This is a genomic window from Streptomyces pseudoechinosporeus, from assembly GCF_054783935.1.
Map to the genome: position 1 here is coordinate 53,191 of NZ_BAAGPS010000008.1, position 20,401 is coordinate 73,591.

General features: G+C 70.9%; 18 protein-coding genes and 5 pseudogenes. 8 read left to right on the forward strand and 15 right to left on the reverse strand.

The window, feature by feature from the left end; genetic code table 11:
- Positions 1 to 73 precede the first annotated feature (73 nt).
- Both ACYVO6_RS11330 and ACYVO6_RS11335 read right to left on the reverse strand, forming a co-directional pair.
- Positions 74 to 613 (reverse strand): GNAT family N-acetyltransferase, encoded by a 540-nt coding sequence (locus ACYVO6_RS11330; protein WP_461059981.1) that lies wholly within the window; start codon positions 611 to 613, stop codon positions 74 to 76.
- A gap of 2 nt (positions 614 to 615) precedes the next feature.
- On the reverse strand, positions 616 to 1,881 hold the full coding sequence (locus ACYVO6_RS11335) for a hypothetical protein (protein WP_461059983.1): 1,266 nt from the start codon (positions 1,879 to 1,881) through the stop codon (positions 616 to 618).
- A gap of 140 nt (positions 1,882 to 2,021) precedes the next feature.
- On the opposite strand from ACYVO6_RS11335, the gene ACYVO6_RS11340 reads away from it, so the two are divergent.
- The 4 genes and pseudogenes from ACYVO6_RS11340 (at position 2,022) to ACYVO6_RS11355 (ending at position 4,197) form a co-directional block, all read left to right on the forward strand.
- Positions 2,022 to 2,570: a hypothetical protein gene (locus ACYVO6_RS11340; RefSeq protein ID WP_461059985.1), complete on the forward strand. Its 549-nt coding sequence runs from the start codon at positions 2,022 to 2,024 to the stop codon at positions 2,568 to 2,570.
- Entirely contained in the window at positions 2,567 to 2,974 is a 408-nt protein-coding gene (locus ACYVO6_RS11345; RefSeq protein WP_461059987.1) for a hypothetical protein, read from the forward strand. The genes ACYVO6_RS11340 and ACYVO6_RS11345 overlap by 4 nt, the downstream gene beginning before the upstream one ends.
- Positions 2,975 to 3,638: 664 nt before the next feature.
- Positions 3,639 to 3,874, forward strand: a pseudogene (locus ACYVO6_RS11350) (type II toxin-antitoxin system RelE/ParE family toxin); the annotation flags it as partial.
- Positions 3,874 to 4,197: a helix-turn-helix domain-containing protein gene (locus ACYVO6_RS11355; protein WP_461059989.1), complete on the forward strand. Its 324-nt coding sequence runs from the start codon at positions 3,874 to 3,876 to the stop codon at positions 4,195 to 4,197. The pseudogene ACYVO6_RS11350 and the gene ACYVO6_RS11355, both read left to right, overlap by 1 nt.
- A gap of 365 nt (positions 4,198 to 4,562) precedes the next feature.
- On the opposite strand, the gene ACYVO6_RS11360 is transcribed toward ACYVO6_RS11355, so the two are convergent.
- From ACYVO6_RS11360 to ACYVO6_RS11385, 6 genes are all read right to left on the reverse strand, one after another.
- The gene (locus ACYVO6_RS11360) at positions 4,563 to 5,975 is read right to left on the reverse strand and encodes a diacylglycerol/lipid kinase family protein (protein WP_461059991.1); all 1,413 of its coding nucleotides are present in this window, start codon (positions 5,973 to 5,975) and stop codon (positions 4,563 to 4,565) included.
- On the reverse strand, positions 5,947 to 6,414 hold the full coding sequence (locus ACYVO6_RS11365; RefSeq protein ID WP_461059993.1) for a DUF7144 family membrane protein: 468 nt from the start codon (positions 6,412 to 6,414) through the stop codon (positions 5,947 to 5,949). The genes ACYVO6_RS11360 and ACYVO6_RS11365 overlap by 29 nt, the downstream gene beginning before the upstream one ends.
- Positions 6,415 to 6,444: 30 nt before the next feature.
- Complete coding sequence (locus ACYVO6_RS11370; RefSeq protein ID WP_461059995.1) at positions 6,445 to 6,909, reverse strand: SHOCT domain-containing protein; 465 nt, start codon at positions 6,907 to 6,909, stop codon at positions 6,445 to 6,447.
- 132 nt (positions 6,910 to 7,041) lie between these two features.
- Entirely contained in the window at positions 7,042 to 7,923 is an 882-nt protein-coding gene (locus tag ACYVO6_RS11375) for a ribonuclease BN (protein ID WP_461059997.1), read from the reverse strand.
- Between the two features lie 3 nt (positions 7,924 to 7,926).
- A complete protein-coding gene (locus ACYVO6_RS11380; protein ID WP_461059999.1) occupies positions 7,927 to 9,285 on the reverse strand; it encodes a hypothetical protein in 1,359 nt (452 codons plus the stop codon).
- Positions 9,286 to 9,378: 93 nt separating this feature from the next.
- Positions 9,379 to 10,038 (reverse strand): HdeD family acid-resistance protein, encoded by a 660-nt coding sequence (locus ACYVO6_RS11385; RefSeq protein WP_461060001.1) that lies wholly within the window; start codon positions 10,036 to 10,038, stop codon positions 9,379 to 9,381.
- A gap of 218 nt (positions 10,039 to 10,256) precedes the next feature.
- Between ACYVO6_RS11385 and ACYVO6_RS11390 the strand changes: the two are divergent.
- Positions 10,257 to 10,899, forward strand: a pseudogene (locus ACYVO6_RS11390) (potassium channel family protein).
- A pseudogene (locus tag ACYVO6_RS11395) lies at positions 10,896 to 11,270 on the forward strand (DUF2252 family protein); the annotation flags it as partial. The pseudogenes ACYVO6_RS11390 and ACYVO6_RS11395, both read left to right, overlap by 4 nt.
- A gap of 76 nt (positions 11,271 to 11,346) precedes the next feature.
- Here ACYVO6_RS11395 and ACYVO6_RS11400 read toward each other — a convergent pair.
- From ACYVO6_RS11400 to ACYVO6_RS11410, 3 genes and pseudogenes are all read right to left on the reverse strand, one after another.
- A complete protein-coding gene (locus ACYVO6_RS11400; protein WP_461060003.1) occupies positions 11,347 to 11,544 on the reverse strand; it encodes a hypothetical protein in 198 nt (65 codons plus the stop codon).
- A 125-nt stretch (positions 11,545 to 11,669) separates the two neighbouring features.
- Positions 11,670 to 12,203, reverse strand: coding sequence for a hypothetical protein (locus tag ACYVO6_RS11405; protein WP_461060005.1), 534 nt, complete (start codon positions 12,201 to 12,203; stop codon positions 11,670 to 11,672).
- Positions 12,204 to 12,332: 129 nt separating this feature from the next.
- A pseudogene (locus tag ACYVO6_RS11410) lies at positions 12,333 to 12,515 on the reverse strand (MFS transporter); the annotation flags it as partial.
- Positions 12,516 to 12,730: 215 nt separating this feature from the next.
- Here ACYVO6_RS11410 and ACYVO6_RS11415 point away from each other — a divergent pair.
- A complete protein-coding gene (locus ACYVO6_RS11415) occupies positions 12,731 to 13,711 on the forward strand; it encodes a hypothetical protein (RefSeq protein ID WP_461060007.1) in 981 nt (326 codons plus the stop codon).
- Between the two features lie 46 nt (positions 13,712 to 13,757).
- Here the strand turns inward: ACYVO6_RS11415 and ACYVO6_RS11420 are convergent, their stop codons facing one another.
- From ACYVO6_RS11420 to ACYVO6_RS11430, 3 genes and pseudogenes are all read right to left on the reverse strand, one after another.
- Complete coding sequence (locus ACYVO6_RS11420; RefSeq protein WP_461060033.1) at positions 13,758 to 16,445, reverse strand: LuxR C-terminal-related transcriptional regulator; 2,688 nt, start codon at positions 16,443 to 16,445, stop codon at positions 13,758 to 13,760.
- Positions 16,446 to 16,564: 119 nt separating this feature from the next.
- Positions 16,565 to 16,696: pseudogene (locus tag ACYVO6_RS11425) on the reverse strand (class II glutamine amidotransferase); the annotation flags it as partial.
- A 229-nt stretch (positions 16,697 to 16,925) separates the two neighbouring features.
- Complete coding sequence (locus tag ACYVO6_RS11430; RefSeq protein WP_461060009.1) at positions 16,926 to 18,044, reverse strand: glycoside hydrolase family protein; 1,119 nt, start codon at positions 18,042 to 18,044, stop codon at positions 16,926 to 16,928.
- Positions 18,045 to 18,372: 328 nt separating this feature from the next.
- Here ACYVO6_RS11430 and ACYVO6_RS11435 point away from each other — a divergent pair, with 328 nt between their 5' ends.
- Positions 18,373 to 19,494: a LacI family DNA-binding transcriptional regulator gene (locus ACYVO6_RS11435; protein WP_461060011.1), complete on the forward strand. Its 1,122-nt coding sequence runs from the start codon at positions 18,373 to 18,375 to the stop codon at positions 19,492 to 19,494.
- Here the strand turns inward: ACYVO6_RS11435 and ACYVO6_RS11440 are convergent.
- The gene (locus tag ACYVO6_RS11440; protein ID WP_461060035.1) at positions 19,488 to 20,378 is read right to left on the reverse strand and encodes a carbohydrate ABC transporter permease; all 891 of its coding nucleotides are present in this window, start codon (positions 20,376 to 20,378) and stop codon (positions 19,488 to 19,490) included. The two genes, ACYVO6_RS11435 and ACYVO6_RS11440, sit on opposite strands and share 7 nt — an antisense overlap.
- Positions 20,379 to 20,401 lie beyond the last annotated feature (23 nt).

Below are 20,401 nucleotides of genomic sequence, written 5' to 3' on the forward strand. Positions count from 1 at the left end.
CAGCAAAGCCCCACCGCCCGGGATCGGCACCGCCGCCCGCACCGGCGGCGGATCGGCACCGGCGCCCCCGTATTCAGGTCAGGTTCAGCACCATGGCGTCGTACAGCGGCGCGTCCGCGAACGGCTGTACCTCGCCGAACCAGCCGTATCCCCAAGCCTCGTACAGGCCGCGCACCTTGGGATGATCCTGCTCGACGAGGAGCGTTACTCGCTGCTCGGGCCGGCCGCGCAGCAGCTCATCGTGAATCTGCCGCGCGGCTCCAGTGCCGCGGACCTTGTCGACGACCATCAGCTCGGACAGAGCGAAGGTGCGCGCCCCGTCCTCGACGGTCGCGATGATCGGTACGGGGGTGCGTAGCCCGTTCCACCAGCGGGTGCCGTGCTGCAGGGTGCAGCCGTAGGCGTAGCCGATCGGACGCTCATCGAGGTAGCCGACCACGGCCGCGAACCCCGGAACCTCCGTGTTCCAGCCGAGCCGCTCGTCGAACCGCTCGACGCTGTGGAACTCCTCGCCGAGCCTGTCCGCGTAGACCTCCGCGTACACGTCGAGCAGCTGCCGCCGGATGTCCCCGAGCCCTGCCGCATCCCTGCGCTCCAGTCGCAGCTCGTCCACGCTCACGCTCCCATCTGCCGTATCTGCTCAAGGAAGTCGGCCGCAGCCGGTACGTGCGCGTGGCGCCGCATCTGCTGCCGTAGGTCTCCGAGTTTTCCCCGGATCCGTTCGCTCTGCACCCGCCCCGCGATGCCCACTGCACGCCCCGCCTCGGCGGCAGCCTCCTCGACGTCCCCGCCGTCGAGGAGCGCCTTCGCGCGTTGCGCCGTGTAGTAGACGCGGTTCCGCTCGAATCGGGGCTCCAGCATGGTGAGAGCCGAGGCAGTGAGCTGCTGCGCACGCGCATGCTGGCCGAGCGCCTGGTGCGCAGCCCCAGCAAGTCCTGTGAGCTCCGCGGGCGTGAGGAACGACAGCCACGCCGCAGGCTGCCCCTGTACGCGGTCGTAGGCTTTCTCGGCGCGGACGAGCGACCGTTCCGCACGGGTGCGGTCGCCGATGCGGGCGTGACCGACGGCCTGACGGCAGTGCAGCAGCGCCATCAGCCACGGATCACCCTTGGCCTGCCGGGTCTCCACGGCCGCGCGTCCGATCCGCAGCGCCTCCTGGTCGCGGTCGAGGAGACGCGCCTGCATCGCAAGGTTCGACCAGACGCGCGCCTGCAGCATGCCGTCCCCCGCCAACATGCCCGCCTGCAGCGCCTCGTTGTACAGGCTCGTCGCGTCTTCCTGCCGTCCGGCGTCGTAGGCGAACCAGCCGGCCGAGGCGGCGAGATCCCCCGCCGCGGCGTAGAGGGCACGCTCGATGCGCTCTCCGTAGGTGCAGTGGTTGAGCGCGTGATGGACGTGCCGCAGCGCCTGCGCGGCCACCTCGTGCAGGGCACCCCCGCCGAGCGCGTGATCGTGGGTGTAGAGAGCCGGGACGATGCCGCGGATCCGCTCGACGTCGCTCGTACCCAGGCGTCCCGCTACGGGGATCGCGTCGATACCGAGGGCGGCGGCCAGGCCGACTGCGATGAACTCCCGTCGTCTCACCGGGAGTTGCTCCTTCACGGGGGTCGGCCGCGGCGACGGGATCCGTGAGGACTTGCGCGGTACGAAACCCATCGCTTCCGGGCTACGGCCGAAGATGCGCTGAAGCGGCAGAAGGTACCGCGACCATGGCCACTGCACCTCGCCCGAGATCCAGCGCCGCACGTGCCGGTCGGTGCAGTTCGCGCGCTCGCCGAACTCGTCCTCTGCAAGCCGGTTTACCTCGTCGGCGAGCTCGTGATGCTTGAGGCCGTGCTCCTTGAGCAGGGCCTCAAGCTTGATGTTCCGCTCCCTGGCCATGGTGTCCCCCTGGATGCGCGCGTCTTTCGACGGTAGCCCTACCGTCATCGCCCGCTGATGAAAACTGTCCGGCCCGCCGTCAGTAACTGCCCCGGTTCCGTCCTGATGGGCAACAGGACACTTCCGGGAGTCTCAGGGGCATGAGCAGAGACCGCACACGTACGCCTGTTGAGGCAGAGCCCGGGGTGTTGGTTCACACCCGCGTGGATCGGGAGTTGGCCATCGGTCATTGGTTGTTGGCCGCGGCGGACAGAAGCAGTGAGGCCCGTATGCAGTGGGGCGAGCACGGGATCGCCTTGCTGCGCTGCGGCACGCTGTTCTCCGCCGTCCGCATCGCCGAGGAGATCGTGCATGCCGCCGCCGGGACCGACGAGGCCGAGCGCGTGAACGCGTACCTCGCCGCAGCCCTTCTCCAGGGCCCGGTCATCCACGATCCGCGTCGGGGCCGGTACTACGCGCTGGTGCCCGCCAGCACCGCCGCGAGGTGGCGGGCGCCGGACACGGACTGTCTCGGCCGGGGCTGGCATCTCGGCGTCCCGCGGACCGATGTAACCCGCGACGCCCCGGACGCGTGGCGCCCGTACTGGTCGGTGCCGATGCCGTCACCCGGTGAACTCTGCTCACCCGGGGCCGTCGCGCAGCTCGTTGCCATGGGCCGCTACCGGCAGGCATCGGAGGCACTCGGATGAACGAGACCACAGAGGCCGAGACCGAGCCCTCCACCGAAGAGGAGGTCGCGCCGTCGCTCGGCGAACGGCTGTTGCGGTCGGCCACGCCGTGCGAGCGGGTGGCCGTTCGGGCTCTCGTCGAGGAGGGGCACCTGCTCACCCTGGACGCCGTGAAGGCAGCGCTGGTCAGGGAGACGGACCACGGCCCCGAATGCTGCTGGGACCACCTGAGCGCGCGTCTCTACGAGATGGGCCTGGACGATGAGCAGCGGGCCTTCGTCGACCTCGTCCTGTCGACCGTGACCAGTCATCAGACCAGCCTGGCCCGCGTGATCGGGATGGACGCTCGCCGCCTCGCGATCGTCCTGCGCGCGATCATCCGGCTGTCCGGCAACGACACCCTCGCGGTCGGGACCCGGGTATGAGCGGCACCCGGTGGCAGTGGCGCGACGGCGGCAGCTGGTCAGGGCGTTTGCAGCGGCTCGCACGCAACAGCACGTTCACTCGCGCGCAGCTCGCGTACCGGGCCTTCCTCGACCACTCCATCCCATGCACCGGCTGCGGGCACGGAGAGACGCGGTGCGAGACGGCCGAGGAGCTGTGGCGCGCGTACAGGACTGCGCGGCATTCGTAGGGGAGAACAGGCGATGAAGATCTGCGAGCGCTGTATGCGCGCCATCAAGCCGGGCGAGGAACACCACTCGCACACCAAGCTGAGCACGTCCGGCGCCGGCTCCACGTTCCACTATCACCTGGCGTGCTCGACACCACGCTCTCGCCCGCGAGCCCGTCGCCGCCAGGCCCGTGGCTGACGGCGGGCGGGGGAAAGCGGCCGCTCGATGCCCCAGGCGAGTGGCCGCCGGGCCCGCCGCGGTGCATCCCCACGCGCCGCGGCGGGCCGTCACCGTACGAGCTCGGCGAGGGGCGCGACCGGCGGCGTGACCGACCGGTCACTTCTTCCTGGCGTCCCACGAGCCGGCGCCGAAGCTGCGCAGCAGGACGACCAGCGCGGCCCCAAGCCGCCAGTCCAATCCCGGCGCGTGCAAATGCAGCTTGTTGCCGCGGGATCTGAACTCCAGCGGGATCTGCCCACCCGCGCGTCACCTGGGCGGCAAGCTGCGTGAGCTGCGCTTCGAGCTGGACGGCGATGCCGTGCGCATCCCGTACTGGCTCGCCCCGGGCAGCGGATCGTTCTGCTGACGGTGTTCCGTAAGACGAGGATGCGTGAGGCGGCGGAAGTCGAGCGTGCGCATCAGGCTCAGAAGGTCTGTGAGGCCGAGCACGGCCGGGCCGAGCACACCTACGATCGGCGCAAGGAGAGTTGATGAATCACAGCACGTGGAGGACGCGCCGGACCCGGCAGCTTGCGGGTGAGGCGGTGGAGTACGACCAGGAGTACGTCGACGCGCGGCTGGCCGGCGATCTCGGGCAGGCGGTTTACGACCGTCGGATCGAGCTCGGCCTGTCCCAGGTCGAACTGGCCGAGCGGGCCGGGATGACGCAGCCTCAGGTGTCCCGGATGGAGGGCGGCGACACCGTGCCTACTCTTCCGCTGCTGCGACGCCTGGCCAAGGCCCTGGACGGCACCCTGAACCTGGCCATCGACGAAGGTGACTCCCACGTCACCTTCACCCCGCACGCCGCCTGAAACCGAGTCCTGGCGCTGGGTCTGCGGCGCCCCGGCCGACGAGGAGGCTGCCGCCTCCCACGCAGCGCGTCCCCGATTTGGCCCCCATGCCACGAAACAGCCCCCTCGAAGATCAGTTCGATGGGGCTGTTTGCTTCATATTGCCTGGTCAGACCGCGTACCCCGGCAGGATTCGAACCTGCGGCACCCGCTTTAGGATGGGATCGAATCCTTGATCGGGGGTGCTCATTCGTGCCGACTGGTGCTGTTCTTACAGGTCAGCACCGCCCCGGCCTGATCGGTGGTCCTGGCTGTGGTGGATTGTCCTCGGCCATCCGCTCACGCATCGCTCACGCATCGCTCACGCATGGGACTACCCGAGCCACTCACCCGGGAACAGACAGGCTCCCCAGCGCCAGCCGTGCCACGCGCGGCCAGTCGGCCGTCGCCCCGCCCGCCCGTGGTGTACCAGGGCGACGGCGCGGCACGCGCACCCGGAGCGCCCCGGGCGCGCTGCGGCACACGACGGGTGACGGCAGAACGACGTGCTCTCCGTCGATGCCGACCGGGAGGGTGCCCGAGTCGGCTTCGACGACGACTTCCCCGGCGCTCAGCCGGATGAGTCCCCCGGAGCGCGGACCGCGCACCAAGCGGGCCGCCTGAGCGGTGTTGCCGACCCGCACGCACACCACGCCGAGAAGGCCCGAGTCCAGCCGCTCCCTGCGCCCCGGATGGGCCGCGTCGACGGCACGTCCGTAGGGATTGTTGCTGACGAGGAGTGCCTGAAGTCCGTCGACGTTGGTTCCGTCGGCTCGCGCCTGCAGTCCGGGCGCGTCCGCGCCGGTGAGGAGGCCGGGGAGGGTGCGCAGGGTCGTGCGGGCTTTGGCGTCCCGGTACGCGGGGTCGGTGACGACGGACGCGTAGGTTCCGAACGAGGCGTTGTTGACGAAGACCCGGTCCGCGGCGTACCCGAGGTCGATGCGGAGTTCGACGCCATCGGTCAGGGCTTCCAGGGCCGCAGCCGGATCGTCGCGGTCGAGGCCGAGATCGCGGGCGAAGTGGTTGCGGGTACCGGCGGGAATCACCACGAACGGCAGGTCGTGGCGCGCCGCGACACCGGCCACCAACGCCTGGGTGCCGTCGCCGCCCGCCACCGCCAGCAGATCGGCCCCCTCGGTGACGGCCTGCCGGGCCAGTTCGACGACATCCTGGCCGCCTTCGAGCAGGACCACCCGGCAGCCGGCAGCCCGGGCCTTCTCCACCAGGTGGAAACGGTCCACCTTGCCGCCGCCGGAGCGCGGATTCATGAGGATCCAGGGGGTGTGGGGCGCCTCGGCGACAGCCTGTTCGGACTGCTCGGAGGTGGTGTGCCCGGGGTTCAGGGCCGTACGTGCCGCCGTGACGGCCAGGATCCACAGGGTGAGGGACAACAAGGCTGGCCCGAGCATGCCGAACGCGGCATACAGGGCGAGGACAGCGACCGGCGCGATCACCGACAGGGCCGCCCCGAGAGTACGTAGCGCACCTGTGTGCGCCAGGGTCCACCACACCCCGACGGCGGCGAGCGCCAGTCCGGCGATGCCGGCCAGCGCCCACAGCACGCTCCGCAGACCGGCGGCGACGAGCGGTACCAGGATGCTTCCCAGCAGGGCGAGTACGGCGAGGCGGGCCCGTCCGGCACGGCCCTCGAGTACGGTCGGGGGTCCTGTCCCTCTTGATCCCCTTGTGTCCGCGCCGTGTGATTCCACCCTGCGGCCCTTCTCTTCCGACTCACGCCCTGCGCGGTGGGTGCTCCTCATACACCGGGCGCTCCTCCGACAGCTCGAAGAGGTTGCCGCGCTGGACCACGCACAGGGCCCAGATGATGAAGCCCGAGATGGTGATCATCACGACCGACCACACCGGGTAGTACGGCAGGGAGAGGAAGTTGGCGATGATGACGAGTCCGGCGATGGCCACGCCGGCGACGCGCGCCCAGGTCGCGGTCTGGAGCAGCCCGATGCTGACGATCACGGCGACCGCGCCCAGAGCGAGGTGGACCCAGCCCCAGCCGGTCAGGTCGAACTCGAACACGTAATTGCGCGTCGTGAGGAAGATGTCGTCCTCGGCGATGGCCATGATGCCCCGGAAGATGTCGAGCAGGCCGACGAGGAAGAGCATCACGGCCGCGAAGACCGTCAGGCCGGTTGCCCATTCCTGCTTCGCCGTGTGTGCCGGCCGGGTGTGTGTCGCGGTCATCTTGCGCCTCGTTTCATGTGATCCGGATGCTCAGCGATGGGAGGTACGGGAGGTGGAGCCCGAGTGCTCCGCCGGACCGTGGCCGGTCAGGACCAGGTCCTTCGCCCTGCGGAACTCCTCGTCCGTGATGTCGCCGCGGGAGCGGATCTCGGACAGCCTGGCGAGCTCGTCGACGCTGCTGGTCCGGCCGCCGGCCGCGGTCTGCCTGATGTAGGCGTTGAACTCCTCCTGCTGCGCACGTGCCTGCGTGATCTCCCGGCGGCCCATGTTCTTGCCGCGGGCGGCCACGTAGACGAAGACGCCCAGGAAGGGCAACAGGATGGTGAACACCAGCCAGCCGGCCTTCGCCCAGCCGCTCAGGTCGTCGTCACGGAAGATGTCGACGACGACGCGGAAGAGCAGGACGAACCACATGATCCACAGGAAGAACAAAAGCATGCTCCAGAAGATGCTCAGCAGGGGATAGTCGTACGCCAGGTACGTCTGCGCGCTCATGTCTCTCCTCCGTCCCGGCCGCCGTTGCGTGCTGTCTTCAGCGTGGGCACGGCAAGGACCGGGCGGCCTCACCCGATGCGGGTGAGTGTGCGGCAGCCCAGTAGCCCCGGTTGACGCGCTCCGGCGGCCGGGTCAGGGGTCGATCTCCCCACGGCGGCGGGGTGCGGCGGCCGACCGGTACCAGGTGGTGGAGGCGACGTACTCGCCGAGGGCCAGGCCCGAGACGGCCACGAGGAAGACGGCGATCAGCCAGGAAAGGAATGTGAAGACGGGGCCCAGGGGGCCGAACTCGTCCAGGCTGCGCTCCATGGCCCCGGGCACCAGCACGCGGGCGGCCCGGCTCAGCAGGACCGTACCGGTGCCGGCCAGCAGTGCTCCCGGCAGCAGGCTCCGCCAGCCGATCCGGCCGCCCAGCAGCAGATGCTGGGACCACCACCACAGCAGTGTCGCCGAGAGCAGGGACAGCACCAGCCCGGTCACCGCACCGGCGCCGAACCCGCTGCGCAGCGGCGCCTGGAGCAGGAGGAAAGCCAGCCAGACGACCAGCCACAGCAGCCAGCGCCAGACCGCGGCCCGCACCGGGGCACGCGGCAGGTACCAGCACCGCTCGCACACCGCCTGAAGCGCCCGGCTGAACGCCGTGGCCGACACGAGCGTCACCACCACGCCCACGGCTCCGGCGGTGTTTCGTGTCGTGCCGGTTGCGGAGAAGACCTGGCGCATCTCGTCGAGGGTGTCGCCGCGCACCCCCAGAACCGCACGAAGGGAGTCGGCCAGCAGGTCCTGCATCCAGCCGGGGGCGAACGCCGCGACGGTCATCAGCAGCGGGAGCGCGGTGAGGAACGCCTGGGCGGCGAGCCGTACGGAGCCCTCCACGACGTTGAGCGCCGACAGGCGGGACAGCAGCCGGGCCGCGGCCCCGGACCGCAGACCCGCCGATACCCGCGCGGCCGTGTGCCTGCGGGACGCCGGGTGCCTGCGGGATGTGTGCCCGAGGCCGGGTTTCCCGACCATGGCTCACGGGGCCGCCCGTTCCGTCGTCTGGTCCGCCGCACGGTCGGCCGGTCCGGCGGCCGCCGCGAGGATCGCCAGGATGATCAGGACGGCCAGGGCGATGCCGAGAACGAGGGTCACCGCTCCGACCGTGGGGTGGTTCCAGAGCACCAGCGTCAGCGCTCCCGCCGCGATGACGCCACCCGTGGTCCATGCCCGGTGGTCTGTCAGCCAGCGTCCGGTGGCCCCGGTGCGCAGTCCGGCGCGGCGCAGCCCCCGGCCGGCGGCCGTCGTTCCCCGGCCCGTCACCGTGCGGACGGCGCGGGCGGGGCGTCCGGGACCGTACAGGTACGCGACCAGTGCCGTGATCACTGCCACGACCAGCAGGGTGCGCGTGCTGTCGCGCAGGAAGCGGACGAACGTGTCGTAGATCGCCGCGGCCGCGTCGGTGGGCAGCGCCGTGGGCGGGACCGAGTCCAGATAGACCCGTCTGACGACGGCCAGCGCGACGAGCAGCACCACCATCATCACGCCCACACCTGTCGCGGTGATCATCAGCATCACCCGGTGCGCCGGAGCGGTCCACACGGCGAGCGCGGCGAGTACCACGGTCAGGATGGGCAGCCAGGTGCCGAGGATGTCCAGCAGCCGCATCGTGTCCTGCGCCTTGCCCAGCTCCTCCGTCTGGAACAGCGTGATCGTCCGGTCGGTGTCCGGGATGGCGGTGGCCTTGTCGAAACCCGCGTCGACGAGCCGTTCCCGTACCTGGTCGACGACCTCTCCCACGTTTAGTTGGACGGTCCCGTCCTCGGCGCGCACGGCACCCTCGCGCTCTCCGGTGAGCATGTTCACCACCGCGGCGTGTGAGCGCCGGTTGGCGCCCTCCCACACCTGCTGGAAGGCGTCGCTGGTGATCACGCGGGTGACGGTGCGGTCCACGACGGTTCTGACCGCGTTCCGCAGCGGACCCTCGAGGGACTCGGCCCCCTCCACGACGCGGGGTGGAGCCCCGGCGTCCTGGAGGGCTTTGACGAGCGAGTCCGTCACCGCCGCGACGTCCACGTTGTCCACCACGCGGTCTGTGAGCCGGTTGATCACGACCTCCTGCACGGGCGGCTCGGACGCCAGCGGCGCGACGGTCTCCACATACCTGTCGGTGTCGGAGACCGTGTCCTGGACCCAGGCCGCGACGGCGGCCAGGGGCGCGAGCAGCAGGGCCAGCAGAAGGAGGACAGAGGCGCCAGCCTGGCGTAGCCGCCGGTGGCGCACCGCGGCGTGACGGCGCAGTCGCTCGTACTCCGCCCGTTCCTCGGCGGTCATGACGTGTTGCCGTTTGGCGGATCCGCCAGAGTCCGGCGGATCCGGGGTCGCGGCCGGGTTCATGGGAGCTCCTCTCCGTGTGCGCTGCGGCGGCCGCGACGCTCGCCGGTCGGGATGACGGTCGTGGAGGCAGCCGCATCGGAGCGGCGCGCGGTGTCAGGCCGCCGCGGCGGGTACGTGCGGCCCGGTGGTGGACGTCTTTCGGAGCGCGGCGCGCCACGCAAGGGCGACCACTACCTCGACTAGGCCGAGTAGGACGAGCCACAGGCCGAGCAGCCGGGTCAGGGCGCGGGCCGACTCGGCAGGCAGGGCGAGGACCACGATCCCCGCGACGATGCCGAGCACCGCAGCGCCCAGGACGGCCCCGCGGTGCGGCAGGTCCTTGGTGGCGATGGCCGTGTAGAGGGTGAGGACGCCGGACACGAGCCAGACAACGCCGGTGATCAGCGAGAGCGCGGCGATCGTCTGCAGCGGGTTGCGCAGGCACAGCACCCCGGCCAGGACGTACAGCACGGCCAGGACCAGCTCCGGCAGCCGCTCGTGCCCCTCCCGCGCGAAGACGGCCACGAACCGGAACGCCCCGGTCACCAGCAGGTACAGGCCGATGAGGACCGCCAGGACGTGCAGGGTCGCGTCCGGCCAGACCAGCACCAGGACGCCCGGCAACAGCGTCACGACGGCCGACCCCAGGAGCCAGGTCCATGAACGGCCGAGCCGCGCGAGCATGTACGCGGAATCGCCCGGCACATCGGGGGCCGCCCCGCCGGGCTCGGGTTCCTGCCCGGTACGCGATGCCGGACCACGCGACATGGTCATGGCTCCTCCTCGCGTGATCAGCCGTCGCCTCCGGAAGCCGACGGGGCGGGGTGATGGGGCGGTGTGCGAGCACCTGACCGATCCAGGGTCACGCCTGCCGCTCGGCGACCGGCTCACCCACCACGGGTGAGCCGTCGACGCCGCCGTGACGGTGAGCTGGAAGTCCCCCGGCGCCCGGCCCATCCACCTTCCGGCCGGACGGAACGAGAAGACACGAGATGAGCGACCGGAGCACTGCCCGGACGGACGGCGGCCGGTCCGGGCCGGACGCCCACCGGCCGCGTCGGCGGCGCCACCCCCGCCGGTGGGCGGCGGTCGTCGCCGTCGCCCGCGCCGTGGTCATCGCCGTCGGCCTCGTCACTGCCTACTACCTGCTGCCTCTGGACGAGCGCGGTACGGCTGGTGCGTCGGCGCTGCTCGTCAGTGGCCTGGTGGCGGTGCTGCTGGTGTTCGGGTGGGAGGTGCGGGTCATCGCGCGCTCACCTCACCCACGGCTGAGGGCCGTCGAGGCCCTGGCCGCCACGCTGGTGCTGTTCCTGGTCCTCTTCGCCGACGCCTACTACCTGCTGGACCGCTCCGCCCCGGACTCTTTCAGTGAGCCGCTGACGAGGACGGACGCCTTGTACTTCACGCTGACCACGTTCAGCACCGTCGGCTTCGGGGACATCACGCGCCCGCTCTCAGACCGGGCGCGTGCTGACGATGGTGCAGATGGCGGGAGGGCTGCTGCTCGTGGGCGTCGCCGCACGGGTGCTGGCGAGCGCGGCGCAGGCGGGGCTGCGCCGACAGCGCCGCGGCCCGTCGGCCAAAGCGCGTTCCGGTACCGACGCCGGGACGCCGGACGAGGAGGCCGGGCCATGACCGTGCCCAGCGCTTTCACCGCGTCCCTGTCCCCGGCCGAGCGAGCGGAGTACGGCAGGAACGCGCGCAGGCGGGCGTCGCGTTCGTCGCACGGCTGGTACGAGACCGCACAGCAGCGAGTCGACCCCATCGAGGTGATAGAGCGCCAGTCAGCCGAGCGAGTACCAGAGCTGGTGCCGATCCGCTACGGCCGCATGCTGGAGTCGCCGTTCCGCTTCTACCGCGGCGCTGCCGCGATCATGGCAGCCGACCTGGCGCCCCTCCCCAGCACCGGGCTCCGGGTGCAGCTCTGCGGGGACGCCCACCCGCTGAACTTCCGGCTGCTCGCCTCGCCGGAGCGCCGTCTGGTCTTCGACATCAACGAGCGGGACTTCGCGGCGCTGGAAGCCGCCCGCCGCTCCGGCCGGATCAGGGCGGAGCGGCTCTGAGCACGGCGCCCCGGTCCCGTCACTCCGGCAGCTGGCGCATCTCCAAGACCCGCAGTCCCAGTGACTGACAGCGTGCCAGCAGTCCGTACAAGTGCGCTTCGTCCATGACAGGGCCGAACAGGATGGTCTGGCCGGACATCACCACGTGGCCAAGCTCTGGAAACGCCTTGGCCAGCGTTTCCGACAGGTGTCCCTCGACTCGGATCTCGTAGCGCACGAGCTGTCCTTCCATGGACTGCTTCAGACAGGCGGACGCGCCTTTCCCTGCGATCGTCCGCCTCCGTGCTCCTTCGGGCCTCACCCGGTACAGGTGACCGTCGCCCGGCGACCGGACGCCAGGGCTCAATGCTTCAGAAAGATCTTGAAGGCGATGATCAGCAGGCCGAGCAGCAGGTTGACCGATGCGGTGGCGGCCATGAGCCGCGGCGAAGCACCGGCGCGGCGTGCCGCGGCCACGGACCAGCCCACCTGGCCGGCCACGGCGACGGAGAGAGCCAGCCAGAGGGCACCTCGGACGTCCAGGCCCAGGAGCGGACTGACGACCACCGCGGCGGCCGGCGGGATGGCGGCCTTGACGATCGGCCACTCGTCACGGCACACGTTCCATACGACCCGGCGGTCCGGAGCCTGTTGCGCCAGGCGCGCCCCGAAGAGCTGGGCATGCACGTGCCCGATCCAGAACACCACGCCGGTGAGCAACAGCAACAGCACCAGCTCGACGCGAGGGAACGAGCCCAGGGAGCCGGCGCCGACCACCACGGAGGCCGCGAGCATGGATCCGTAGACTCCGCCCGTGTAGTCCGCGCGGGTCCGGCGCTCGGCACGGCGCTCCCGCCGGTCCGTGGCCGGGCCGGTCGTGGCTCTGGTCCTGGACACAGGTGACTCCCTCGGAACTCAGCGCGTCGATCCGGTCGCTCCGGCCGGAGCCTCGGCGTCCGGCTGCCGCGGACGGTCTTCCCGGGCGGTCGGCAGGTGCGGCGTGACCAGGAAACTGGTGAGGGCGATGCCGCCGATGATCATGAACGCCGCCATGACCAGTGCGTACAGAGTGATGACGGCCTGGATGGCGGTGACCTCTGTGTTGAAGTCCTCGACCAGCTGACTGATGGACACGTTCATGACCGAGGTGTCCAGGACCATGAGGAACTGGGCCGTACCGAGGACGATCAGAGCCCGCCAGTGCTTCACGCTGTCCACCTCGCCGAGTCGGCCCGATACGCCGGCGGAGTCGGCCGGGCAGTGGGCCGGCGCCCGCCTCGCCGTTCCTCCCATCGCATCCGAAGCATGCGCCCCGTGCCTCACCCGCCACGGGGGAAGAGCTGCGATTTGAGCGACGAACCAGAACGAAAGGAGAGAGGCCGATCGCTCGTCCTGATTAGGGTGATTCGTGATAGATACGATGTGTGCCGCCCCGGGAGAATCTGAGAACTGCGGGTTCCCGCAAGGAGCCCTCTCCTGAGCGCTCGCTGCTGGCGTCGGTCGTCACCGATCCCGGGCACCTCCCCGAACTCCTCGCCGACTTCGCCGTCCGCCGCATCGGTCCGGCCGTGCCCGAAGCAATCGCCTCGCTTCGGCGGGACCACCCCACCGCCACCGAGGCGGAGCTCCGGGCCCGGGTGGTCGCTCGCGGCCGACGGACCGTCGTATCGGAGGGCTCCCTCGTGGGCGGCCCGTTCCTCGTGCTCATTCCCGTCGCGTTCTGCGCGGCGCTGCTCCGCCAGGCACGTACGGTCCTGGAGCTGGCCGCCCTCGACGGCCGCGACCCCACGGCGAGCGCCCGCGCCGGCGAACTCCTCGTCCTCCAGGGCGTGTACGAGGACACCCGGCAGGCGCAGGACGCGCTCGCCCGCACCGGACGTGCCGCCGGCGCACCCGCCCGCTGGAAGCGATGGGTGGCCCTGTGGGACGTCACCCTGCGCATGGCCCACCTCCTCGGCGTGCTCACGCCAGGCGACGAGAGTCAGGCCGCGGGCCGGCGCGTACGCCGGGTCGCCGTCCAGGCCTGGCGGTGGCTGCTCCTCGGCGTGGTCTTCCTGGTCGGACTGGTCGCCCCCCTCGTCTGGCTCCCGTACCTGGCGGTGACCTACCAGCGCGCCGACGCCCGCCTGGCAGACCGCGTCCTCGCCTACTACTTCGCCGACACCGCACCCGCCCCGCGCCACCGGACCTCCCGCCCCGAACCGGAAGTAATGGCGGCCGCACTCCGCGCGCTCCTCTCCCTCCTCGTGCCGCTCGTCGTGACCGCCGTGACCTTCCTGACCGGCCTGCGCATCGCCGAGAGCCGCTGGCCGGTCCTCGGCATCACCCTGGCCACGGCGTCCGCCGCGGTCGGCGCGCTCTGGTACTGGCGCCGCCACCGGCGCCTTGGACCGTCAACCCTGTGATGTCCTGCCGGTGGGGCGGGCGCCGGACGCTCTTCCCGACGCGCGTTCACAGCAGCCGGAGGTCGCGCGCGCGGCGCACAGCTTCGCCCCGCCGGTTCACCGCCAGCTTCCGGTACACGCTCTTGAGGTGGGTCTTCACCGTGTTCACCGACAAGTACAGATCGGCGGCGATCTCCTCCGTCGACATCATCCGGGCCAGCCGCTCCAGGACGTCACGCTCGCGTCCGCTCAGCTCCACCGCGACGAGCAGCGAGGGCAGCGATTCCGGGCCGGGCTGCTCACGCCGTCGTGCGGGGGGCAGGCCGGGGGTGAGCCAGCCCGCTGCCAGCTCGTGCAGTGAGGCCGTGGCCAGGAGGGGCCGGATCCACGCTCCGGCATCGAGGAACGGACGCCGCAGCCGCTCGCGCCGGGCGTCGAGGAGCGCCTGTGCCACGAGCCTGCGGGCGGTGGCGGTGTCTCCCGCCCCCTCCGCCGCCTGAGCCCTCACCAGCGCCGCCCTCACGGTCACCGCCGGACCCGTCCCGCCCTGGGTGCGGATGCTGTCGAGCAGGTCGACGGCCGCCTCGGGACGCCCTGCGGCGAGCTGGATCGCCGCGGCCTCCACGGCACACGCCGACTGGTCGCCGGACACGCGCTGGAGTACCTCGGTGGCTTCGTCCGGCCGGCCTTCGGCCAGGTGGGCGGCGGAGGCGACGAGCGCTTCATGGCTTGCCGCCCAAGGTGATGCCACGGCGGCAGAGACGGCCGGGTCCGCCGCCTCGACGGCGGCTCGTGCCCTGCCCCTGGCCATCAGCAGTCGAGCTGTGGCGAGGGCTCGTCCCGCCGCCGGCACTGGATCACGCGCTCCCGATGGGAGGGCCGCCTCGTCGAGGAGGGCTTGGGCCCGGTCCAATTCATGGCGGTCGACGGCCACGGCGGCCAGGACCAGCCGTTCGATGCCGGAGCCGGACGGCTGGGGCAGGCCGACCCGCTCCGCCTCGGACACCGCCGCAAGGGCCTTGCGTTCCGCCCGGCCGAGCCAGCCGTTCAGATAGTCGAGCAGGGCCAGGTGCCCCATCGACTCCTTCCTGGGCAGCACGGTGGAGGCTCCGCCGGGAGTACCTGCCACGGTGGTCAGGGCAGCGCGCGCGTCCTCGAAACGCCCGGCCCACAGGCGCGCCGATCCCAGATGGGTCAGCAGCAGAGCGGGGATTTCGGGATGCTTGTCCAGGAGATGTGCCGGGACTTCCCGCCGCAGCTCGTCGGCCGCTTCGGCGGCCTTCTCGGCCCGTGGGGGACATCCGGCCAGCCGGGCGGCCAGTGCCTCCAGCAGCGCGCAGCTCAACTGGGCAGCCGCCAGGTCGGGCGCGTCGTCGGCCAAGTGCTTCTCGGCGTGGCGCAGGCGGGTCAGACCGCGGTCCAGGTCGCACCGGGACAGGTCGTGGGCTGCGCGTACGAGGTCCGTCGCTGGACTCCTGGCCTCGGACCCCATGTGGGAGAACACCTGGGTCAGGTCACCCGAGCGCAGGCCGGTGAAGAGCTGTCCGATCGCCAGGTCGTCTATGAGGGCACCGGCGGCGAAATCCCAGTCCCCCGCGGCGGCGCCGTGGGCGAGTGTCTCCGGCAGGAATCCGTGACGACGCAGCCACCGCGCGGCTCGCCGGTGGAGTTCCGGCTCCAGGCCGGGCAGGCGCTCGCGCAGATGGGCCCGGAGTATCTCCCCGAACAGCGGATGGAGCTGGTACCACGAGTGCCCGAGGTACTCGACGAACGCGTTGCCGCGGTGCAGGCCGGCGAGAATGGGTCCGGCATCGGCCCGGAGGGTCAGCGCGTTGGCCAGATCGGGACAGAAACGCTCCAGGACGCTGACGCGCAGCAAAAGGTCCTGTGTCTCTTCCGGCTGTCCCTTGAGGACTTCGGCCAGCAGGAAGTCCGCGACCGTGCTGCGGTCCGCCTCGAACTTTTTCAGGTAGAGCTCAGGGTCGGCACAATCCCGCGCGGCCAGGGCGGACAGGCGCAGGCCGGCGGCCCAGCCCCGGGTGCGGTCCACCAAGGCGCGTGCCGCGGGGACCGGAAGGCTCAGACCGTGCAGCTCCAGCAGTGCGACGGCCTCCTCGGGGGTGAAGGCCAGCTCGGCGGCGCGGATCTCCGTCAGCTCGTCGGCCGCCCGGTAACGGTGCAGCGGAAGCAGCGGTTCGGTGCGTGTGACGAGGACGAGGTGCAGGCCGCGCCCGGCGTGGTGCAGTACGAACTCCAGCTGCTCCGCGACCTCCGGGGCGGTCACGCGGTCGTACTCGTCGAGCACGAGGACCACGGGCCGGCTGCGATCGTTCAGCTCGGCGGCGAGGGCTGCCAGCAGCTTTTGGTCCACCCCGGTCGCGTCCGCAGGAGCCCCGACCGCGTCGGATGCCGGTGCACCGCAGGCGCGCATGGCCTGAAGGACATACGCCCAGAACACCCCGGGACGCCGGTCCCCCACTTCGACGGTGAGCCAGGCGACCGGCCGCCGCAGGCCGGCGGCCCAGTCGGCGGCGAGCAGGGTTTTGCCGGCCCCGGCCGCCCCGTTGACCAGTGTCAACGGTGTCCGCAGAGCCTGGTCGAGGTGCTGGACGAGCCGTTGCCGCCGCAGGAACGTTGCGGGCCTCGCGGGGAGGGCGAACCGGGTGCGCAGAAACGGGTCTCCCAGGGGAACGGCCGGAACGGTCGGACCGGTCGGACCGGTCGGTCCTTGGGCGTTCTCGTAGGTCTCGGCCACGGCGATCACCACCCCTGTCCGCCAGGGCCACGTCACGGGCAGCGCTCCCTGCCAGCATCCCAGTCTTCCTGCCCCGGCGCGCGGCACAGCGGGCCACTGCCCGTTCACCAGCTTGCTGGTCAGCTCCAGGCCGAGTCGCCTTGCAGGGCGGGCCGGAAAGCATGGAGCACGTCTCCGCCCGGCTGGATGATGCCGTAGCTGCTTTCCAGCACCTCGTTCCAGGCGCCGGGGAGGGCGCCCAGTGGTTCGGCTGCTCGAACACCGCCCGCAGCAGCGTCATCACCCCGCTGACCGCGGACTTTGGAACGAGCGAGGCGAGATTCCTCATACCCGACGCCACCCGTATGCACGCTCAAAGCACCCCGGCCGGCGACAGCCTCAACAACCCGCCGTACACCACGTCCATGGACGTGCCCCAGAGCCTCGGGCCTCGTTCTGGAACCTCACAGGAGGCACTGCTGCGGACAGTCGCCTCTCGTGTCAGCCAGGGCCGGTGGCGTAGTACGGCTTGCACACGGTGCCGTCGTAATCCGTGGCGATCTCCATGACGCGTGTGCCGTCCACCGAAGGCAGCAGGGCCGAGCTGTAGTTCGGGCAGTAGTCGACGGTCTTGGAGTCCACCCGCACTGGCGCGGTGATCTCCCGCCAGGCACCGGTGCCGCTGTCGCTGTTGGTCCACACCGTGGCGCCGCTGCCGCTCGCCGTGCTGCCGTCGGCGTTGTACATGACCTGGCCGACCAGGAACAACTTGCCTTGCGGGTTGCCCGCCTCAGGGGCCCAGGCGAGGTTCGGCGCGTGCTTGAAGTACTTGCCGTCGGCGGTCTCGGGGCGGTGGCCGAGGTGCGCGGGAGCGCCCCAGTCCCAGCCGTCGGCTGATGTGCGGTAGTGGACGACGCACACGTACTGCCCTGCGGCCGCGCAGATCTCGTAGCTCATGAAGTACGTGCCGTTCGGCAGCTTGCGGACGACGGCCATGCCGGGCCGGTCGGAAGCGAGGTTGCTCGCGACCGTGCTGTGGTGGCCCGTCCAGGTGACGCCGTCCGAGGACCGGGCGGCGACCAGCTTCTGGCTGTGGGCGGGGTCGGTCTCGTCGGAGTAGTGGGCCACCAGGTGCCCGGTCGCGTCGACGGAGAACTCCGGTTCCCACAGCCCCTTGTCGTCGGGGGCGGTGGCGACGGTGGACAGATAGGACCAGGTGCGTCCCACGTCGGTGCTGCGGAAGACCCGGATGGCCATGCGGCGGTTCGTTTCGTCCTGGCCGACGGAGGCGGCCCAGAGCAGGGTCCCGGCCGGCATGTCACCGATCCGCTGCGGCAGTTCGTACAGGATGGCGCAGCACAGGCCCTGGCCTTCGGCCGCTTCGGGGTCGGCCACCTCGCCCACCTGGCGGAAGCCGGCCCCGTCGTCGGTGCTCTCGTAGATCGCGCCGAGGCCGTCCGAGCCGCGGAAGGTGACGACGGAGGCGAGGATACGGCCGTTGGCGGCGCCGTTGTGCTCCAGGCGTACGGCCCGGGGGTAGAGGCCCGTGCCGTCGCGGAGCAGTGTGCCGGAGGCGGCGGCCGCCGGAGGTGCCTGGGCGGTGAGGAGCGAGCCCAGCACTGCGAGGAGGGTCAGCAGGGCCGGCAGGAGTAAGCCCCCCGGCCTGCGGTGAAACCGGCTCCGCAGAGGCCTGCGGTACAGAGGTCGGCGATGTGGCACGCGCACTCCATCGGTGTGAGGGGTGAAGACGAATGGCAGCTCGGTTCATCCGTGCCGAAACGGTAGGGACATTTTCCAACGTTGTAAATCCCTTCGGTGAATCTCTGCGTGGGCCTCTCTGCGGTCGTCACTCATGACGGAAACCCGGGCGGGACGGGCGGGTGGCCGGGAGAGTCACGATCGATGAGGGCCGGTACACGCCTGCCTGGTCACGTTCTAGGATCGGCTGGTGACAGCCGCGAGACAGCAGACCACGAAGAGCGAAGCGTCACCGGGCGGGAAGGGTGGTGCTCCGCGCGGGGGTGCTGCCAGAAGCGCCACCGTCAAGGACGTGGCGACGCTCGCCGGCGTCTCACCGAAGACCGTGTCGAATGTGATCAACGGCTTTGTGCATGTGACCCCCGAGACCCGGGAGCGGGTCCAGCGGGCCATCGCAGAGCTCGGCTACCGGCCCAACAGAATCGCCCGCAATCTGCGCCGGGGCAGCTCCGGCACGATCGCGCTGGTCCTGCCGGAGCTGGACGTCCCGTATTTCGCCGAGCTGGCACGGCACTTCCTCACCATGGCCGAGGAGCACGGCCGCACCCTGCTGATCGAGCAGACCCTCGGTGACCGGGATCGGGAGGCGGCCGTCATCCACAGCCTCGGCGAACAGATCGTGGACGGACTGGTGGTGAGCCCGCTCGCCCTGCACGGCAGCGCACTCGCCGCCCACATCGACGCCATGCCGCTCGTGCTCATCGGCGAACGGCCCAGCGGCGGCCTGACCGACCACGTGGTGATCGACAATGTCGCCGCCTCCAGGGAGGCCGTGACTCACCTGATCCGCGGCGGCCGTCGCCGGATCGCTGCCATCGGCCTTCAGCCCGAGCCGTACATCGGCACCCCGCTGCTGCGCAGGACCGGCTACCGCGAGGCGCTGGAGGCGGCCGGGCTGCCTTTCGATCCCCGCCTGGAATGCGAGACGCCTCTCTATCATCTGCGTGAGGGCGCTCAGGCGATGTATGCGCTGCTCGACGAGGCCGACCCGCCGGACGCCGTGTTCTGCTTCAACGACGCGCTGGCCCTGGGCGCGTTGCGGGCCCTGTACGAGCGCGGGGTGCGGGTCCCGGACGACATCGCCGTGATGGGCTTCGACGACATCGAGGCCACGCGATACAGCACGCCGAGCCTGAGCACCGTCGCGCCGGACAAGGGCGCCATCGCCCGCAACGCCATCAGTCTGCTGCTCGAGCGGATCGATTCACCGGACCGGCCGGCCCGGGAAGTCATCGTCGGGCACACGGTGTGCGCCCGCGAGTCGACCGAGGGCGGCGTCGCTCCCGCGGTCGCCGCCCGGACCGGTCACTGACCTCCGAGGCCCGTCGTGGCGACCGACTTCACGATCTGGCGCTGGAACAGCATGAAGACGATCAGCAGCGGGAGCGAGCCGAGGACCGAGGCGGCCGACTGCTGGGCGAACTGGAGCCCGCTGGAGTCCCTCACGGTCGACAGCCCCACCGGCAGCGTCATCAGCCCGGGATCGCTGGTACTGATGAACGGCCAGAGGAAGTTGTTCCACGTGTTGATGAAGACGAAGATCGCAACCGCTGCCAGGATCGGCCGGGACAGCGGCAGTACCACACTCCAGAACACCCGGAAGCTGCCCGCCCCGTCGATCCGGGCCGCCTCCTCCAGCTCACGCGGAACGCCGTCGAAGAACTTCTTCAGGATGAACACCATCACGGGCGCCACCACCTGCGGCAGGATCACCGCCGCGTAGGTGTCGACGAGGTTCATCGCGAGCATCTGCCGGAACAGCGGCACGATCAGGATCTGCGGCGGCACCATGATCGAGGCGACGGTGACGACGAAGAGCACGCGGCGGCCGCGGAAGAGCGTCCGCGAGAAGGCGTACGCCGCCATCGCCGAGACGGCCACGGTGATCGCCGTGACGCACACGGCGATCACGACGCTGTTCAGCGCCCACACGGGGAGATTGCCCTGGCTGAGGATGATCCGGTAGGCGTCGAGGGTGAAGCCCGCGTCGGGGAGCCAGTCGGCGCCCGACGCGCTCGCGTCGACCTCCGACTTGAACGACGTGTCCACCCCCCAGCCGAACGGCACCAGCCAGGCCACCGCCATCAGCGCCAGCGCCAGCAGCGTCAGAACACGGGGGAGAGGCCCCGGTCCGAGCGTGGGGTGCCAGGCACGGCCTGCGCCGTAGCGGCGCCGCCGGGCCACCTCCCGGGGCATGGTCGAGCGGGGCTTGCCCGGTG

Excerpts from the sequence above, each read along its gene's own strand:
- ACYVO6_RS11335 (WP_461059983.1), bottom strand. The coding sequence starts at position 1,881 with ATGGCCAGGGAGCGGAACATCAAGCTTGAGGCCCTGCTCAAGGAGCAC.
- ACYVO6_RS11340 (WP_461059985.1), top strand. The coding sequence starts at position 2,022 with ATGAGCAGAGACCGCACACGTACGCCTGTTGAGGCAGAGCCCGGGGTG.
- ACYVO6_RS11345 (WP_461059987.1), top strand. The coding sequence starts at position 2,567 with ATGAACGAGACCACAGAGGCCGAGACCGAGCCCTCCACCGAAGAGGAG.
- ACYVO6_RS11355 (WP_461059989.1), top strand. The coding sequence starts at position 3,874 with ATGAATCACAGCACGTGGAGGACGCGCCGGACCCGGCAGCTTGCGGGT.
- ACYVO6_RS11360 (WP_461059991.1), bottom strand. The coding sequence starts at position 5,975 with ATGAGGAGCACCCACCGCGCAGGGCGTGAGTCGGAAGAGAAGGGCCGC.
- ACYVO6_RS11365 (WP_461059993.1), bottom strand. The coding sequence starts at position 6,414 with ATGACCGCGACACACACCCGGCCGGCACACACGGCGAAGCAGGAATGG.
- ACYVO6_RS11370 (WP_461059995.1), bottom strand. The coding sequence starts at position 6,909 with ATGAGCGCGCAGACGTACCTGGCGTACGACTATCCCCTGCTGAGCATC.
- ACYVO6_RS11375 (WP_461059997.1), bottom strand. The coding sequence starts at position 7,923 with ATGGTCGGGAAACCCGGCCTCGGGCACACATCCCGCAGGCACCCGGCG.
- ACYVO6_RS11380 (WP_461059999.1), bottom strand. The coding sequence starts at position 9,285 with ATGAACCCGGCCGCGACCCCGGATCCGCCGGACTCTGGCGGATCCGCC.
- ACYVO6_RS11385 (WP_461060001.1), bottom strand. The coding sequence starts at position 10,038 with ATGACCATGTCGCGTGGTCCGGCATCGCGTACCGGGCAGGAACCCGAG.
- ACYVO6_RS11440 (WP_461060035.1), bottom strand. The coding sequence starts at position 20,378 with ATGCCCCGGGAGGTGGCCCGGCGGCGCCGCTACGGCGCAGGCCGTGCC.